14 protein-coding genes are annotated in these 14,609 nt (G+C 71.0%); 10 read left to right on the top strand and 4 right to left on the bottom strand.

What is annotated here, in order from left to right:
* Positions 1 to 25: 25 nt before the first annotated feature.
* Entirely contained in the window at positions 26 to 1,183 is a 1,158-nt protein-coding gene (locus FHG54_RS00285; protein WP_139415385.1) for an acyltransferase family protein, read from the bottom strand.
* An 83-nt stretch (positions 1,184 to 1,266) separates the two neighbouring features.
* On the bottom strand, positions 1,267 to 2,262 hold the full coding sequence (locus FHG54_RS00280) for an o-succinylbenzoate synthase (RefSeq protein WP_139418207.1): 996 nt from the start codon (positions 2,260 to 2,262) through the stop codon (positions 1,267 to 1,269).
* Between the two features lie 124 nt (positions 2,263 to 2,386).
* Here FHG54_RS00280 and FHG54_RS00275 point away from each other — a divergent pair, with 124 nt between their 5' ends.
* The 4 genes from FHG54_RS00275 (at position 2,387) to FHG54_RS00255 (ending at position 6,272) form a co-directional block, all read left to right on the top strand.
* Positions 2,387 to 2,953 carry a hypothetical protein gene (locus FHG54_RS00275; RefSeq protein WP_139415384.1) on the top strand — a complete coding sequence of 189 codons (567 nt, stop codon included), beginning with the start codon at positions 2,387 to 2,389 and terminating at the stop codon, positions 2,951 to 2,953.
* A 9-nt stretch (positions 2,954 to 2,962) separates the two neighbouring features.
* Positions 2,963 to 3,913, top strand: a complete 951-nt coding sequence (locus FHG54_RS00270) for a 1,4-dihydroxy-2-naphthoyl-CoA synthase (RefSeq protein ID WP_139415383.1) — start codon at positions 2,963 to 2,965, stop codon at positions 3,911 to 3,913.
* A 205-nt stretch (positions 3,914 to 4,118) separates the two neighbouring features.
* Positions 4,119 to 5,273 carry an AMP-binding protein gene (locus FHG54_RS00260; RefSeq protein WP_210415446.1) on the top strand — a complete coding sequence of 385 codons (1,155 nt, stop codon included), beginning with the start codon at positions 4,119 to 4,121 and terminating at the stop codon, positions 5,271 to 5,273.
* Positions 5,274 to 5,282: 9 nt separating this feature from the next.
* Positions 5,283 to 6,272 (top strand): 1,4-dihydroxy-2-naphthoate polyprenyltransferase, encoded by a 990-nt coding sequence (locus FHG54_RS00255; RefSeq protein ID WP_139415381.1) that lies wholly within the window; start codon positions 5,283 to 5,285, stop codon positions 6,270 to 6,272.
* Positions 6,273 to 6,308: 36 nt separating this feature from the next.
* On the opposite strand, the gene FHG54_RS00250 is transcribed toward FHG54_RS00255, so the two are convergent.
* Positions 6,309 to 6,584: a DUF4229 domain-containing protein gene (locus FHG54_RS00250; RefSeq protein ID WP_139415380.1), complete on the bottom strand. Its 276-nt coding sequence runs from the start codon at positions 6,582 to 6,584 to the stop codon at positions 6,309 to 6,311.
* A 72-nt stretch (positions 6,585 to 6,656) separates the two neighbouring features.
* Between FHG54_RS00250 and FHG54_RS00245 the strand changes: the two genes are divergently transcribed.
* The 3 genes from FHG54_RS00245 to FHG54_RS00235 all read left to right on the top strand — a co-directional run bounded on the left by FHG54_RS00245 (position 6,657) and on the right by FHG54_RS00235 (position 9,824).
* Entirely contained in the window at positions 6,657 to 7,094 is a 438-nt protein-coding gene (locus FHG54_RS00245) for a PLDc N-terminal domain-containing protein (protein WP_139415379.1), read from the top strand.
* Positions 7,087 to 8,874 carry a 2-succinyl-5-enolpyruvyl-6-hydroxy-3-cyclohexene-1-carboxylic-acid synthase gene (gene menD / locus FHG54_RS00240; protein WP_139415378.1) on the top strand — a complete coding sequence of 596 codons (1,788 nt, stop codon included), beginning with the start codon at positions 7,087 to 7,089 and terminating at the stop codon, positions 8,872 to 8,874. Before FHG54_RS00245 ends, menD begins: the two co-directional genes overlap by 8 nt.
* A 92-nt stretch (positions 8,875 to 8,966) precedes the next feature.
* Positions 8,967 to 9,824: a PPK2 family polyphosphate kinase gene (locus tag FHG54_RS00235; RefSeq protein WP_139415377.1), complete on the top strand. Its 858-nt coding sequence runs from the start codon at positions 8,967 to 8,969 to the stop codon at positions 9,822 to 9,824.
* A 1-nt stretch (position 9,825) separates the two neighbouring features.
* Here FHG54_RS00235 and FHG54_RS00230 read toward each other — a convergent pair whose 3' ends face one another.
* On the bottom strand, positions 9,826 to 11,136 hold the full coding sequence (locus FHG54_RS00230; RefSeq protein ID WP_233437813.1) for an isochorismate synthase: 1,311 nt from the start codon (positions 11,134 to 11,136) through the stop codon (positions 9,826 to 9,828).
* 41 nt (positions 11,137 to 11,177) lie between these two features.
* Here FHG54_RS00230 and FHG54_RS00225 point away from each other — a divergent pair, with 41 nt between their 5' ends.
* The 3 genes from FHG54_RS00225 (at position 11,178) to FHG54_RS00215 (ending at position 14,494) form a co-directional block, all read left to right on the top strand.
* A complete protein-coding gene (locus FHG54_RS00225) occupies positions 11,178 to 11,885 on the top strand; it encodes a class I SAM-dependent methyltransferase (RefSeq protein WP_139415376.1) in 708 nt (235 codons plus the stop codon).
* A 76-nt stretch (positions 11,886 to 11,961) separates the two neighbouring features.
* Positions 11,962 to 13,086, top strand: a complete 1,125-nt coding sequence (locus FHG54_RS00220) for a polyprenyl synthetase family protein (RefSeq protein WP_233437812.1) — start codon at positions 11,962 to 11,964, stop codon at positions 13,084 to 13,086.
* 25 nt (positions 13,087 to 13,111) lie between these two features.
* Positions 13,112 to 14,494, top strand: coding sequence for an FAD-dependent oxidoreductase (locus FHG54_RS00215; RefSeq protein WP_232331359.1), 1,383 nt, complete (start codon positions 13,112 to 13,114; stop codon positions 14,492 to 14,494).
* Positions 14,495 to 14,609: the final 115 nt, after the last annotated feature.

Below are 14,609 nucleotides of genomic sequence, written 5' to 3'. Positions count from 1 at the left end.
CGGCGACGACCGGGAGCGGCCAGGCTCAGGTGTACTGCCGCTCCCGCGAGCTGCGTTCCGGCTGTTCGGTGGTTCGCGGGCGGGCCGGGGCCGCCGCACGTGCCACCCCGCGCCCGACGAAGCGGCTGAGGCGCTGCGTCGGCGACTCGACCCAGCGGTGGAAGAGCGCCGCCACCGCGAGGCTGAGCGGAACTCCGACGGGGCCGACCGCCCACCAGAACCCGTCGCCGAAGAGGAACCCGAGGGTTCCGAGGATCGGAGCGTGCACGAGGTACAGGCTGAACGAGATGCGGCCGAGCCACTGGATGGGGCGCGATTCGAGCTTGGCTCGCAGCCGCGGCCAGGCGATGCCGAGCAGGATCACGATCGCCGCGCCGATGCCGGCGAGGCCCCACAGGAGCTCGTTGCCGAGCGATTCCGCGCCGAACAGCGGCTGGGCGAGCTGGCTCGCGATCATCAGCAGACCCGCGAGCGCCGCAAGCGCCGGCCACAGCCAGGGGCGCTGAACTCGCGCGCTCCATTCGAGGATCCGTTCGAGGTTCAGGGCCATCACGGTGCCGAGCATGAACACCGGAAGGTAGACCAGCGCATCGATCTGGAGGACACGGCCGAGCACGGTGAGGCCGCAGCACGCGGCGGCGAGTGCCACACCGTGCTTGCGCAGCGCGAGAGCGAGGCCGACGAATGCGGGGAGGGCGAGCGAGAAGATCACTTCCCATCGCAGCGACCACAGCACGTTGTTGATGTCGTACGAGGCCGGGTAGAGCGAACCCTCGAGCAGGAACCTGCCGAGCGACACCTCGCTCGCCTGGGCGTCGCGCAACCACGAACCTTCCGCCACCGCTGCCGGGTCGCGCGGGAACACGGCGATCAGCACTGCGGCGAGCACGAGCGAGGCGATGACCGGCAGGTAGAGCCGCAGCAATCGGTGGGGGTAGTAGGCAAGCCATGAGAAGCCGTCGCGAAGGGTCGGCAGCGCGACGACGAGCCCGGAGAGCACGAAGAACACGAGCACCGATTCGGTGCCGATGGTCAGGATCTTCAGCGGGCTCTGCGTGAGCCACGCCCACGAGACGGGATCGATGAACGGCTGGGCCACCAGCGTGAGGTGGTAGAACACGACGACCAGCGCGGCGACGCCGCGGATGCCGTCGAGCGCGTGGATCCTCCTCGTAGTGCCCATTCGAACCACGCTACGGACGCCCGCTGGGCGATCCCTGATTCGAGGCGGGGCATTGCGCCCGGCATCCAGAGGGAGTAGTGGGCCTACTCGATCGCCGTGGCGGCCTCCGTGAGCACCGCGTGCACCCGCCCGATCCGCTCGAGCCACCACTCCGTGCGCTCAGGGTCGACCGCGTAACGGTCGAGCAGCTCGGCGTCGGGGCGCACCCGGCGCACCGCGATCGACCCGTCCTCCGGCACGAGCGGTGTCTGCGTGACATCCGCCGCCAGCAACGACGCCGTACCCAGTCCGCAGTCGTAATCGAGTTCGGGCACGGATGCCGCAAGGCGGGCGCCCATCGCGAGGCCCACGCTCGTGTCGAGAGCGCTCGAGACGACGACGGGCAGACCGGTGCGGCCGATCAGCTCGAGGGCACGATGGATGCCGCCGAGCGGCTGCGCCTTGACCACGAGCAGATCGGCGGCGCCCGCCTCGGCGACCGCGAGCGGATCGTCGGCGCGGCGTACGCTCTCGTCGGCGGCGATCGGGATGCCCATGTACTTCGTGCGCCGGCGGATCTCGGCGAGCTCTTCGACGCTCGCGCACGGCTGCTCGACGTACTCGAGATCGAACGGCGCGAGTTCGTGGATCGCGTGCTCGGCCTCGTCGACGTTCCAGCCGCCGTTGGCGTCGACCCTGATGCGCCCCTCGGGGCCGAGCGCCTCGCGCACGGCGCGCACGCGGGCGACATCCTGTGCGAGGGTCTCGTCGCCGCCCGCGACCTTCACCTTCGCCGTGCGGCATCCGGCGAACCGCGCGAGCACCGCGGCGACGCTGTCGGGGTCGACGGCGGGTACGGTCGCGTTGACCGGAACCCGGTCGCGCAGCGCGGGCGGCGACGCGTTCCAGCCGTAGTCGATGGCCGCAGCGAGCCAGGCGGATGCCTCGTGGTCGTCGTATTCGACGAACGGCGAGAACTCCGTCCAGCCCTCTGGCCCCTCGAAGAGCACGGCCTCGCGCACGTCGATGCCGCGGAACCGGGTCACGAGCGGCAGCGCCACCACCCGCGCAGTGGCGAGCAGCTCGGCGAGCGGGGGCATGGGGGCGGCGTCGTCGTCGGTCACGAGTCCATCGTGGCACCGACAGGGCCCGAGACATCCAATCGGGCCGCGATCTCGTGGATATCTCGTGCAATCTCACTTCAGGTGCCGTACCCTCAACCGGATGACTTCGCGGGCGATCGGCATCTATCCGGGCCATTTGATCGGCGCATCCTTCGGGGTGGTGTTCGTGATCGTCAACGGCGGACTCCTCGGTCAACCCGCGCAACTGCTCGCCGGCGTGCTCGCGTGCATCGCCGCGGCCATGGTGCTGATCGGATTCGTCGCGACGATCCGGCGCGGGCAGCAGCCGCCCGAACGCGACATGCCCCGCTCGCGCACCGCGTTCCTGGTGATCGTGGGGATCGAAGCGGTGCTGCTCTTCGGTGGCCTCGCGCTGCTGAACCAGTGGCAGCCCGCGGCGAACGTCGGCTGGATCGCGCTGATCGTCGGCCTGCATTTCCTCGCGTTCGCGCTCTGGTGGATTCCCGGCCAGCGTGAACTCGTCGTCATCGGGGCCGTGATGTCGGCGCTCGGCGTGATCGGACTCGTGATCGCGTTCACCTCGCACGATGAGGCGCTCGTGCAGCTCATCGCGGGCGTCGGCTCGGGCCTCGTGTTCCTCGCGACGTCGTGCGCGACGGCGATGCGGGTGCTCCTCGATCGAGGGCCCGAGACGCAGCCGGAATAGGCTGATCCCATGAGCGCCGAGGTGTCTGAACTGTTCGATGCGAGCGAGTGGACCGACGCGGCATCCGCTGTCGCCGGTGACACGGGGCTCACCGACATCACCTACCACCATTCGAACGACGGGCGCATCGCGCGCATCGCATTCGACCGGCCAGAGGTGCGCAACGCCTTTCGCCCGCACACCGTCGACGAGTTGTACCGCGCCCTCGAAGACGCGCGCACGAACCCGCGCATCGGAGTGGTGCTGTTAACCGGCAACGGGCCGAGCGCGAAAGACGGCGGCTGGGCGTTCTGCTCAGGCGGCGACCAGCGCATCCGCGGGCGCGACGGCTACAAGTACTCCGACGCAGAGACGGCGATCGTCGACGGCGCAGGCGGCACCGTCGACCCGCACGGGCACGCGGCCGTCGGACGCCTGCACATCCTCGAGGTGCAGCGGCTCATCCGCTTCATGCCGAAGGTGGTCATCGCGGTCGTGCCCGGTTGGGCGGCGGGCGGCGGCCATTCGCTGCACGTGGTCTGCGACCTGACGATCGCCTCGCGCGAGCACGGGCGCTTCAAGCAGACGGACGCCGATGTCGGGTCGTTCGATGCCGGCTACGGCTCGGCCTACTTCGCGCGTCAGATCGGGCAGAAGTTCGCCCGCGAGGTGTTCTTCCTCGCTGAGGAGTACTCGGCCGAGCGCGCCTTCGAGATGGGCGCGGTGAACCGGGTCGTCGCGCACGCCGAGCTCGAGCGCGAGGCGATCGCGATGGCCAGAACCATCCTGACCAAGTCCCCCACCGCGATCCGCATGCTGAAGTTCGCGTTCAACGCCGTCGACGACGGAATGGTCGGCCAGCAGGTCTTCGCGGGCGAGGCGACGCGCCTCGCCTACGGCACCGACGAGGCCGTCGAGGGGCGCGACGCATTCCTCGGCAAGCGCGACCCCGACTGGGGCCCCTACCCGTGGCACTACTGATGCCGCGACTGCGCCGGGGCGGGCGTCCACCCGCGGACGACCTCTGCCATGTAGGACGAACTCCGGTTGGTAGGACGCCTGAGGCCGCGATCGTCCTACCAACCGCTGAACGTCCTACAAACAGGAGCACTGAACGTCCTACAAACAGGAGCACTGAACGTCCTACAAACAGGAGCACTGAACGTCCTACAAACAGGAGCACGGCGTGAAACCGCTCAGGCAGGTTTCGGCAGCGGATGTCGCAGAGCTGACCGCAGCCCTCAGCGACGCACTCGCCGGCGGCGATGCCGTGTGGCCGGTGCCGGGCGCGGGGGGCCCCGGGCCGATCGTCACGGAAGTGGATGACGAGGTCGCTCTCGTCATCGAGACGAGCGGTTCGACGGAGGCTCCGAAGCGCGTGACGCTCTCGGCCGACGCGCTCATCGCGAGCGCCGACGCGACGGCCGACCGGCTCGACGGCCCCGGTCGGTGGCTGCTCGCCCTTCCGGGGCACTATGTCGCCGGCGCGCAGGTGCTCGTGCGATCGATCCTCGCCGGAACCTCGCCGGTGCTGCCGCAAGACGGGCCGTTCACGCCCGAGGGGTTCGCCGCGGCATCCGCTCGCCTGACGGCCGACACGCCGCGCTACACCTCGCTCGTTCCGGTGCAGCTCGCGCGCATCCTCGACCGGGCCGAGCACGACGCGTTCGTGGCCGCTGCGCTCGTGGGGTACGACGCGCTGCTCGTCGGCGGGCAGGCCCTCGCCCCGGCCCTCGCCACTCGGGCGCACGAACTCGGCGCGCGCATCGTGCGCACCTACGGATCGAGCGAGACCGCCGGCGGATGCGTCTACGACCGCCGCCCGCTCGACGGCGTCGGCGTTCGCATCGTCGACGGGCTCGTCGAACTCTCGGGCCCGATGCTCGCGAGCGGCTACCTCGACGACGCCGAGCGCACGGCGGCGGCGTTCACGACCGACGCACGCGGCCACCGCTGGTATCGCACGGGCGACCTCGGTGAACTCGCACCCGACGGCTCGCTCCGCATCAACGGACGCGCCGACGACGTCATCATCTCGGGCGGAGTGAAGGTCGTCCTCGGCGAGGTCGAACGCGCGATCCGCGCGGTGTCGGGCCTCGCCGAGGCCGTCGTCGTCGCGGTCGACGACGCCCGGTGGGGTCAGCGCCCAGTTGTCGTGGTGACAGGCGCCGCGTCATCCGTCACCCTGGCAGCGCTGGGGGCGGCGACGGATGCTTCGGGGCTCGCGCCCGCCGCACGGCCCGTGCGCATCGCGGTCGTCGACTCGATGCCGCTGCTCGCCTCGGGCAAGCCCGACCGGCGGCGCCTCTCGCAAGGGCTCCTCGACAGCGGCGCGAACTAGCATGTTCGTGTGGCAGGAGCGAAACCCCGACGTACGAATCCCGGCCCCGACGCGAAGTCCCGTGGCCGCAGCGGCAACCCCGAGAAGGCCGCCCGCGGCGCTGCGCCGGCTGCGCGCGATCGCGTGACCGCCGCCGACTGGCTCGCCGGCGCGCGCCTGCGCACCCTGCCGCTCGCCATCGCGCCGGTCGCCCTCGGCACGGGGGCGGGTGTCGTCGCGATCCCCGACGGGGCGTGGCATCCGGGTCGTGCGCTGCTCGCCCTCGTCGTCGCGCTCGCGCTGCAGATCGGCGTCAACTTCGCCAACGATTACTCCGACGGGGTGCGCGGCACCGACGACCACCGGGTCGGGCCGGCGCGCCTGACCGGCTCGGGTGCTGCGAAGCCCCGGCAGGTGCTCGCCGCCGCACTGAGCTTCTTCGCGCTCGCGGCCATCGCCGGACTCGCGCTCACCGTCGTGACGGGGCAGTGGTGGCTGCTCGCGGTCGGCGCGGTCGCGATCGTCGCCGCGTGGTTCTACACCGGCGGCAAGCGCCCCTACGGCTACTACGGCCTCGGTGAGCTCTTCGTCTTCGTGTTCTTCGGGCTCGTCGCGACGGCCGGCTCCGCGTTCGTGCAGGCGCTCACCGTGAACTTCGAGGCCTGGCTCGGCGGGGCCGGCGTCGGCCTCATCGCCTGCGCGGTGCTCATGGCCAACAACCTGCGCGATGTCGTGCAGGACCGGGCGGCGGGCAAGCGCACCCTCGCCGTGCTCGTCGGGCCGGTCGCGGGGCGCATCCTCTTCTCGGTCTTCATGCTCGTGCCGTTCGTGATCGCCGCCTTCTTCGCGCTGTTCTACCCGCCGGCGTGGCTCGTCATGTTCGCGCTGCTCGCGGCGCTGCCCGCCTGCCTGATCGTGATCACGGCGAAGACTCCGCGCGAGCTGATCATCGCCCTGCAGCTCGCGAGCCTCACGGCACTCGCCTACGGCGTCGGGCTCGGGGCGGCATTCGCGTTCTGATCGGCGTTCGCGCGCTGATCAGCGCTCGCGGGCCGATCAGCGCTCGCGGGCGTCGTGTTCGATCGCGGCGTCTTCGGTCTCGGCGTCTTCGTGCACGAGCGGCTTCTCGCGGTGGCGCGCGGCGTAGAGGTCGCTCGACATCGAGTCGCGCGCGCGCCGCAGGAAGATGAGGGACGCGCTCAGCCCGAACAGTGCGGCAACCGCCGCGGAGACCCACGGATTGACGCCGACGATGAGGAGCACCGCGAGCGGAACGGCGAACAGCAGCACCCGCAGGGCGGTGTACCAGATCCAGACGGGCACGGATTTCACCCGACCAGTCTAGGTCGGTGCGCCTGAGCGCACTCACAGCCCAGATGCCGCGCAGGCGCCTAGACTGGGGCCATGGTGCGGTTGTACGTGGTGCTGATCGTGGCCGCGGTGGTCTTCTCCATCTACGCCGTCGCCGACTGCGCCTTCTTCGACCGATCGCGTGTTCGCGGGCTGAGCCGCGGCTGGTGGATCGTCGTCATCATCTTCGTGCCGATCATCGGCGGTCTGCTCTGGTTCATCATCGGTCGAGGTCGCGCCGGCCGCATGTCCGGCGGTCGCACTCGCACCCTGGCCCCCGACGACGACACCGAGTTCCTGCGGCACCTCGGCAGCGAGGCCGAGCAAGACGAGCGCATCCGCCGACTCGAGCAGGAGCTGGCCGACCTCGACGGCGACGACGGCGGCGACAAGCCCGACGGCACGGCAGGCACGGCGGGCACCGAGCGGCAGCGACCCGACGGCCCCGAGTCACCGGGGGAGTCCGGTCCGTCCGGCCGCCCGAATGCCTGAGCCCGGCCGCGGCACGCCCACGAGCCCGGCGAGCGCGAGCGCGCTGGCGCTGCTGGTCGCGCTCGTGCGCGATGGCGTCGTCGATCTCGTCGTGGCACCCGGATCCCGCTCGCAGGCACTCGCCCTCGCTGCCGCCGAACTCGAACGCACGGGCGCGGTGCGCCTCCACGTGCGCATCGACGAACGGGGCGCCGCGTTCCTCGCCCTCGGCCTGGCGATCGAGTCCGGCCGGCCGGTTGCGGTCATCACGACCTCGGGCACGGCCGTCGCGAACCTGCACCCCGCGGTGCTCGAGGCGCACCACTCCGGTGTGCCGCTGATCGTGATCTCGGCCGATCGGCCGGCTGAGCTCCGCGGTATCCGCTCGAATCAGACGACCATGCAGCCCGGCATCTTCGCCGGCGCGGTGCGCCTCGAGCGTGACGTCGCAGCGCCGGAGGGGGCTGCCGGTGAAGCGGATGCCGCGGCGCGCCTCGCGCGCGATGCCGTCGACGCCGCGCTCGGCCGTGACGCCGATGGACGGCTCGTGTCGCACCCCGGCCCGGGGCCTGTGCACCTCAATCTGCAGTTGCGGGAGCCGTTGTCGGCGGTGATCGCGGGCGGCTCGGCACCGGCCGGCGCCATGTTCGCCGAGCCGATCAGCTCGGAGGGCCCCGGCGCCCTCATCGGGCCCGGCCCCCGCACCGTCGTCGTGGCCGGTGCCGGTGCCGGCATCGATGCCGAGCAGTTCGCCCGCGACGGCGGCTGGCCGCTGCTCGCCGAGGTCTCGAGCGGCGCCCGGTTCGGGCCGAACCTCGTCGTGGCCTACCGCGAACTGCTGCGCGAACCGGGCTTCGGCGACGAGATCGAGCGGGTCGTGGTCTTCGGGCACCCGACGCTGTCGCGCGAGGTTCCGGCGCTCGTGCAGCGCGAGGGCGTCGAGACGATCGTCGTCGCGCCGTGGGGCATCGAGTGGTTCGACCCGGGCCGCCGCGCCGGCCGGTTCGAGCGCGCCGTGCGCGCCGAGCCGCAGCCCCAGGCCGACGAGGAGCGCGCCTGGACCGGGCGCTGGGTGCGCGCGAGCCGGATGCTCGTCGAGGCCGGGCTCCCATCCGCACCACTGCAACGCGACGGCGTCGACGAGACCGGTCACGTGTCGGACTACGAAGCTCAGCGCGAGTACATGAAGGCCCAGCTCGCCGCGATGCGGGCGCCCGTCACGCGCCGTATGCTCGTCGATGCGATCTGGTCGACGACCTGGCCGCACGACCGGCTCGTCTTCGGAGCGTCGCGACTCATTCGCGATGCCGACCGGGCAGTGCCCGGGCGCCGCATCACCGTGCACGCCAATCGCGGTCTCGCGGGCATCGACGGCACGGTCGCGACCGCCGTCGGCATCGCGATCGCGAGTCAGTCGGCGCTTCCGGGCGAAGCGGCAGTCGAGACGGATGCGGCGCCCGCCGCCCACGCCGGCGTCACCCGTGCCCTCATCGGCGACCTCACGCTCCTCCACGATGTCGGATCGATGCTCATCGGCGAGGGCGAGCCGCGGCCCCGCGTGCAACTCATCGTCGGCAACGACGGCGGTGGCACCATCTTCGATTCACTCGAGGTCGCGGCATCCGCGCCGGCCGACGCCTTCGACCGTGTGCAGTTCACGCCGCAACAGGTCGACCTGGCGGCGCTGGCCGCCGCCTACGGCTGGGCATACACGAGGGCGACGACCCGCGGCGAACTCGACGAGGCACTCGGCACCCGAGTCGACGGGCCGTCGATCCTCGAGGTGCCGCTGCCGCGCTGAGCGGCCCCGGTTTCTGCGAGACACTTGCCGCGGCGTCCGTTCGCTCGGCACTATGGAACTCGGGCGACGCCGGTCGCGCGGAAGGGCGTGACATGAGTCGCGAGACGTACTGGACCGACGATCCAGCCGAACTGCTGCGCGTCCGCGAGGGGTTCGAGCTGTCGGCGACCGACTCGCACGCTCACCCCGGCTTCGACGGCGACAAGCACGCGGGGCAGGCGGCGCTCGCCGAGGGCGCCGGGATCCTCGCCGATCTGCAGGAGCAGCTCTTCGCGATGAGCCGCATGGGCGGCGACGAGCGACGCATCCTGCTCGTGCTGCAGGCGATGGACACCGCCGGCAAGGGCGGCATCGTCAAGCACGTCATGGGGTCCGTCGACCCGCAGGGCGTTGCGCTCGCGGCATTCAAGAAGCCGACGCCCGAAGAGCTCGAGCACGACTTCCTCTGGCGCATCCGCAAGCAGGTGCCGGGTGCCGGAATGATCGGCGTCTTCGACCGCTCCCACTACGAGGACGTGCTGATCGGCCGGGTGCGCGCGCTCGCCTCGCCCGAGGAGATCGAGCGGCGGTACGGCGCGATCAACGAGTTCGAGGCCGAGCTCGCCGCGACCGGCACGACGATCATCAAGGTCATGCTGCACATCTCGCGCGACGAGCAGAAGGCCAGACTCACGGAACGACTCGTCCGCCCAGACAAGCACTGGAAGTTCAACCCCGGCGACGTCGACGAGCGGCTGCTCTGGAATGACTACGCGGCGGCCTACCAGACCGTGTTCGAGCGCACGGCGACGACGGATGCCCCCTGGTTCGTCGTGCCCGCCGACCGCAAGTGGTACGCGCGGCTGGCCGTGCAGCACCTGCTCATCGACGCGCTCGAGGCGATGCGGCTCGACTGGCCGCAGGCCGACTACGACGTCGCCGAGCAGCAGGCGCGTCTCGCGGCGAGCTGACTCAGCCGCCGAACGCCTCGACGATCGGACGGAACTTCATCACGGTCTCGGCGAGCTCGTCGGCCGGCACAGAGTCGTGCACGATGCCGCATCCGGCATATGCCGTGACCGTGCCGTCGGCGTCGACCTGGGCGCAGCGCAGCGCGATCGCCCACTCGCCGTCGCCGTCGCCGTCGATCCAGCCCACCGGTCCGGCATAGCGGCCGCGGTCGAACCCCTCGAGCTCGGCGATCACGGGGAGTGCGATGCGACGCGGAGTGCCGGCGACCGCCGCGGTCGGATGCACGGCTCGCACGAGGTCGAGCGAGTTCGAGCCGTCGCCGAGCGTGCCCTTCAGGTCGGTCGCGAGGTGCCAGAGGTTCGGCAGCTGCAGCGTGAACGGTTCGGGGCTGCGGTCGAGACGGGCGGTGTGCGGTGCGAGCCGTTTCACTGCGCTCTCGACGGCGAGTTCATGTTCCGCCAGGTCTTTCTCGGAGGCGGAAAGGGCGAGCGCCCGCTCGCGGTCGGAGGCCTCGCCCGCACCGCGGGAGGCGGTGCCGGCGAGCACACGTGCCGAGACGGTGCCGTGGTCGACTCGCACGAGTGTCTCGGGGCTCGCGCCGATGAGGCCGTCGACCGCGAAGACCCAGGTGTCGGGGTAGTCCTCGGCGAGACGGTTGATCGTGGCCCGCAGCCCGGCGTCCTCGTGCAGTTCGCCGACGAGCTGCCGGGCGAGCACCACCTTCTGGAGCCTGGCGGGCCCTTCACCGGCGTCGATACGGTGCACGGCCTCGGCGACGGCCGCTTCGTATGCCAACGGCGGCACCGCGCCGGGGGTGAATGCCACGCGCGGCACCTGGCGTTTCGGCGCCGGCACGGGCAGTGCGAGTTCGACGGGTTCCGCGGCGCCGGTGGCATCCGTCGCCTCGTCGTCGCCGGTGGCGAACGAGATGCGGGTGACCCATGAGCGACCGTCGCGGCGGCCCATGACGAGCTCGGGCACGATGAGCACGCTCGTGGCAGACGACTCGTCGGCGAAGGCGAAGGCTCCGAACGCGACGAGGCCCGTGCCCGGGAGCCCCACCCGGTCGTCGATCTCGGCGAGGGCCGCGAGCGATGCCCAGGCCGCGGCGGCGTCCTCGACGCGGTTCGGCCCGCCCGTCTCGATGCGCACGGCTTCGCCGAGCCCCACGATGCCCTCGCCCCGGCGCATCCAGACGAGCGGATGCCGCGGGTCGGCGCGCGGGATCAACGGCTCCGTCTCATCGACGGCCACGGTGCGAACGACGAGCCGGGCATTCGCGGCCTGCACCGCGTCATCCGTCTGACTCACCGCCCCAGCCTACGCCCGGCCGCACGCCGTAGGATCGAGGGATGACCCGCGCAGACCTCGGCAAGCAGCCCGACCAGGTGTCGGCCATGTTCGATCGCGTCGCCGCGAGTTACGACCGCACCAACACCCTGCTCTCGGTGGGCAACGCGCCGCTCTGGCGCGTCGCGACGACGCGCGCCGTCGACCCCCACCCCGGGCAGCGCATCCTCGACGTCGCCGCCGGCACGGGCACCTCGAGCGCGAGTCTCGCGAAGTCCGGAGCATCCGTCGTCGCCGCCGACTTCTCGCCGGGCATGATCGAAGTCGGCCGCCGTCGTCAGGCGAGCGTGCAGAATCTCGTCTTCGTCGAGGCCGACGCCACGAAGCTGCCGTTCGGCGACGACGAATTCGACGCCGTCACGATCTCGTTCGGCCTGCGCAACGTCAACGAGCCGAAGCTGGCACTCGCCGAGTTCATCCGGGTCACGAAGCCGGGCGGCAGGCTCGTCATCTGCGAGTTCTCGACGCCGCCGGTTGCCCTCGTGCGCACCGGGTACGGCATCTACCAGCGCTACGTCATGCCGCCGCTCGTGAAGCTCTCGAGTTCGAACGACACGGCCTACGAGTACCTCAACGAGTCGATCGACGCGTGGCCCGATCAGCGCACCCTCGCCGGGTGGATCCGCGAGGCCGGCTACACGGATGTCGCGTGGCGCGACCTCACCCTCGGCGTCGTCGCCCTGCACCGGGGGCGCAAGCCGCTCGACTGAGCAGCGATCGGCGGCGATCCGCTTCGCCGCGGCCGAGGCGCGTTTCGCGCGTATCGACCCAGATAGGCTGGACTGCGTGAAACCGAGTCACCCGGTCGCCCGTCGCGGCTCAGCGCTCGCTGCCAATCTCGGGCTCAGCGAGCGAGTCTTCGCGACCTCGGCCGACAAGGCCATGGCGAAGGCGATCGACGAAGGACTCGACCGCGTCGAGGCCGGCCTGCTCCAAGAGGTGCGGTTCGCCGACACGATCGCGGATGTCTCCACGCGCTACCTGCTGCAGGCGGGCGGCAAGCGCGTGCGCCCCATGCTCACGCTGCTCACGGCGCAGCTCGGCGCTGGAGTGACCGACGACGTCGTCACCGCGGCCGAGGCGATCGAGATCACGCATCTCGCGAGCCTCTACCACGACGACGTCATGGACGACGCCGACCGCCGGCGCGGCGTGCCGAGCGCGCAGTCGGTGTGGGGCAACTCCGTCGCCATCCTCACGGGCGACCTGCTCTTCGCCCGGGCCAGCCAGCTCATGGCCGGCCTCGGCGAGGGCGCCATCCGCATGCAGGCGCGCACCTTCGAGCGGCTCGTGCTCGGCCAGCTGCACGAGACGGTCGGCCCCCAGACGGGCGACGACCCCATCGAGCACTACATCCAGGTGCTCGCCGACAAGACGGGTTCGCTCATCGCGGCCGCCGCACAGTCGGGCATCATCTTCTCGGGAGCCGACCCGGGCCTCGAGGAGCCGATCATCGAGTTCGGCGAGAAGGTCGGCGTCGCGTTCCAGCTCGTCGACGACGTCATCGACCTGTCGCCGCAGCCCGCCGAGACCGGCAAGGTGCCCGGTACCGACCTGCGCGCCGGGGTCGTCACGCTGCCGATGCTCCGTCTCGCCGAGCATGCGCAGACCGACGCGGCATCCGCTGCCCTGCTGGAGCGCATCGAACGCGATGTGGTCGTCACGACCGACCCGGCCGCGCTCGGCGATCCCATCGACACGAACACCCTCGCCTCTCGCATCGTGCCGTCGAAGGCGACCGTCGACGCGATCGTCGCCGAGCTTCGGGAGCACGACGCCACGCGCGCCACCCTCGCCGAGGCGCATCGTTGGGCGCGCGAGGCGGTCGCCGCCCTCGCGCCGCTGCGCGACGGCAGTGTGAAGAAGGCGCTCACGCGATTCGCCGAGACGGTCGTCGAGCGCGAGAGCTGAATCAGAACCGATGGAGACCACGCACGTGACGAGGAACAAACTGAGACTGGCGATCGTCGGGGCAGGCCCCGCCGGCATCTACGCCGCAGACATCCTGCTGAGGGCCGAGCGCAACTTCGACGTCTCGATCGACCTCTTCGATCACCTGCCCGCGCCATACGGGCTCGTGCGCTACGGCGTGGCACCCGACCATCCGCGCATCAAGGGCATCATCACGGCGCTTCGCGAGGTGCTCGACCGCGGCGACATCCGCATCTTCGGCAACGTGAGATTCGGTGAAGACATCACCCTCGAAGACCTGAAGAAGCACTACAACGCCGTCATCTTCGCGACCGGTGCCGTCAAGGACGCCTCGCTGAACGTTCCCGGCACCGAGCTCGACGGATCCTACGGCGCCGCCGAGTTCGTCAGCTGGTTCGACGGGCACCCCGACTTCCCGCGCACCTGGCCGCTCGAGGCGCGCGAGGCGGCCGTGATCGGCAACGGCAACGTCGCGCTCGACGTGGCCCGCATCCTCGCGAAGCACGTCGAAGACCTCATGTCCACCGAGATCCCCGCGAACGTGGCGGCCGGCCTCGAGGCCTCGCCGATCACCGATGTGCACGTGTTCGGCCGTCGCGGCCCGACATCGGTCAAGTTCACCCCACTCGAGCTGCGCGAGCTCGGGGAGCTCCGCGACGTCGACATGATCCTCTACGACGAGGACTTCGACTACGACGACGCCGCGCGCGCGGCGGTCTCGGGCAACAAGCAGGTCTTCGTCATCGACAAGGTGCTGAACCAGTGGCGCCAGCGACCGGTGGGCGAGGCATCGCGCCGCCTGCACCTGCACTTCTTCGCGAAGCCGCTCGACCTCGTCGATGACGGCACCGGGCGGGTCGGCGCCATCCGCTGGGAGCGCACCGCGCCCGACGGCGAAGGCGGCGTGGTCGGCACCGGCGAGATCCGCGAGCTGCCCGTGCAGGCCGTCTATCGTGCCGTCGGCTACTTCGGCACGCCGCTGCCGGGCATCCCCTTCGACAAGAAGTTCGGCGTGATCCCGAACCACGAGGGCCAGGTGCTGATGCGCGACAAGCAGACCGGCGAGGCGCGCCAGATGTACGGCGTCTACGCGACCGGTTGGATCAAGCGCGGGCCCGTCGGCCTCATCGGGCACACCAAGTCCGATGCGATGGAGACCATCAAGCACCTCATCAACGACCTCGGCAACTGGTGGGATCCCGAGTCGCCCTCAGAGGAGTCGGTCGTCGAGCTGCTCGAGTCACGCGGCATCCGCTGGACCGACCTCGACGGATGGCACCGCCTCGACGAGCACGAGCAGGCGCTCGGTGCCGCAGAGGGGCGTGTGCGCGTGAAGGTCGTGCCGCGCGCCGACATGGTGGGCATCTCGCGCGGCGACGACGCGTAGGGCTTCCTCCCGAACCACCCTGAGCTTTCGAGCCACCCGGTGCCCGCGGGCCGCGAGGCCGTCGAGCCGATCGTTCCACAGGCCCCGAAGCCGACGCCCCGCGCTCGGTTACGCT

The sequence above is a fragment of the Agromyces laixinhei genome, from assembly GCF_006337065.1.
Taxonomy (GTDB): Bacteria; Actinomycetota; Actinomycetes; order Actinomycetales; family Microbacteriaceae; genus Agromyces; species Agromyces laixinhei.
Note: the sequence above shows the minus strand (reverse complement) of the source record. Positions and strands in the feature narration are given on the sequence as shown.

Coding starts and splice junctions, on each gene's coding strand:
- FHG54_RS00280 (WP_139418207.1), bottom strand. CDS start 2,262: ATGCCCCCGCTCGCCGAGCTGCTCGCCACTGCGCGGGTGGTGGCGCTG.
- FHG54_RS00275 (WP_139415384.1), top strand. CDS start 2,387: ATGACTTCGCGGGCGATCGGCATCTATCCGGGCCATTTGATCGGCGCA.
- FHG54_RS00270 (WP_139415383.1), top strand. CDS start 2,963: ATGAGCGCCGAGGTGTCTGAACTGTTCGATGCGAGCGAGTGGACCGAC.
- FHG54_RS00245 (WP_139415379.1), top strand. CDS start 6,657: ATGGTGCGGTTGTACGTGGTGCTGATCGTGGCCGCGGTGGTCTTCTCC.
- FHG54_RS00225 (WP_139415376.1), top strand. CDS start 11,178: ATGACCCGCGCAGACCTCGGCAAGCAGCCCGACCAGGTGTCGGCCATG.
- FHG54_RS00235 (WP_139415377.1), top strand. CDS start 8,967: ATGAGTCGCGAGACGTACTGGACCGACGATCCAGCCGAACTGCTGCGC.
- FHG54_RS00285 (WP_139415385.1), bottom strand. CDS start 1,183: ATGGGCACTACGAGGAGGATCCACGCGCTCGACGGCATCCGCGGCGTC.
- menD (WP_139415378.1), top strand. CDS start 7,087: ATGCCTGAGCCCGGCCGCGGCACGCCCACGAGCCCGGCGAGCGCGAGC.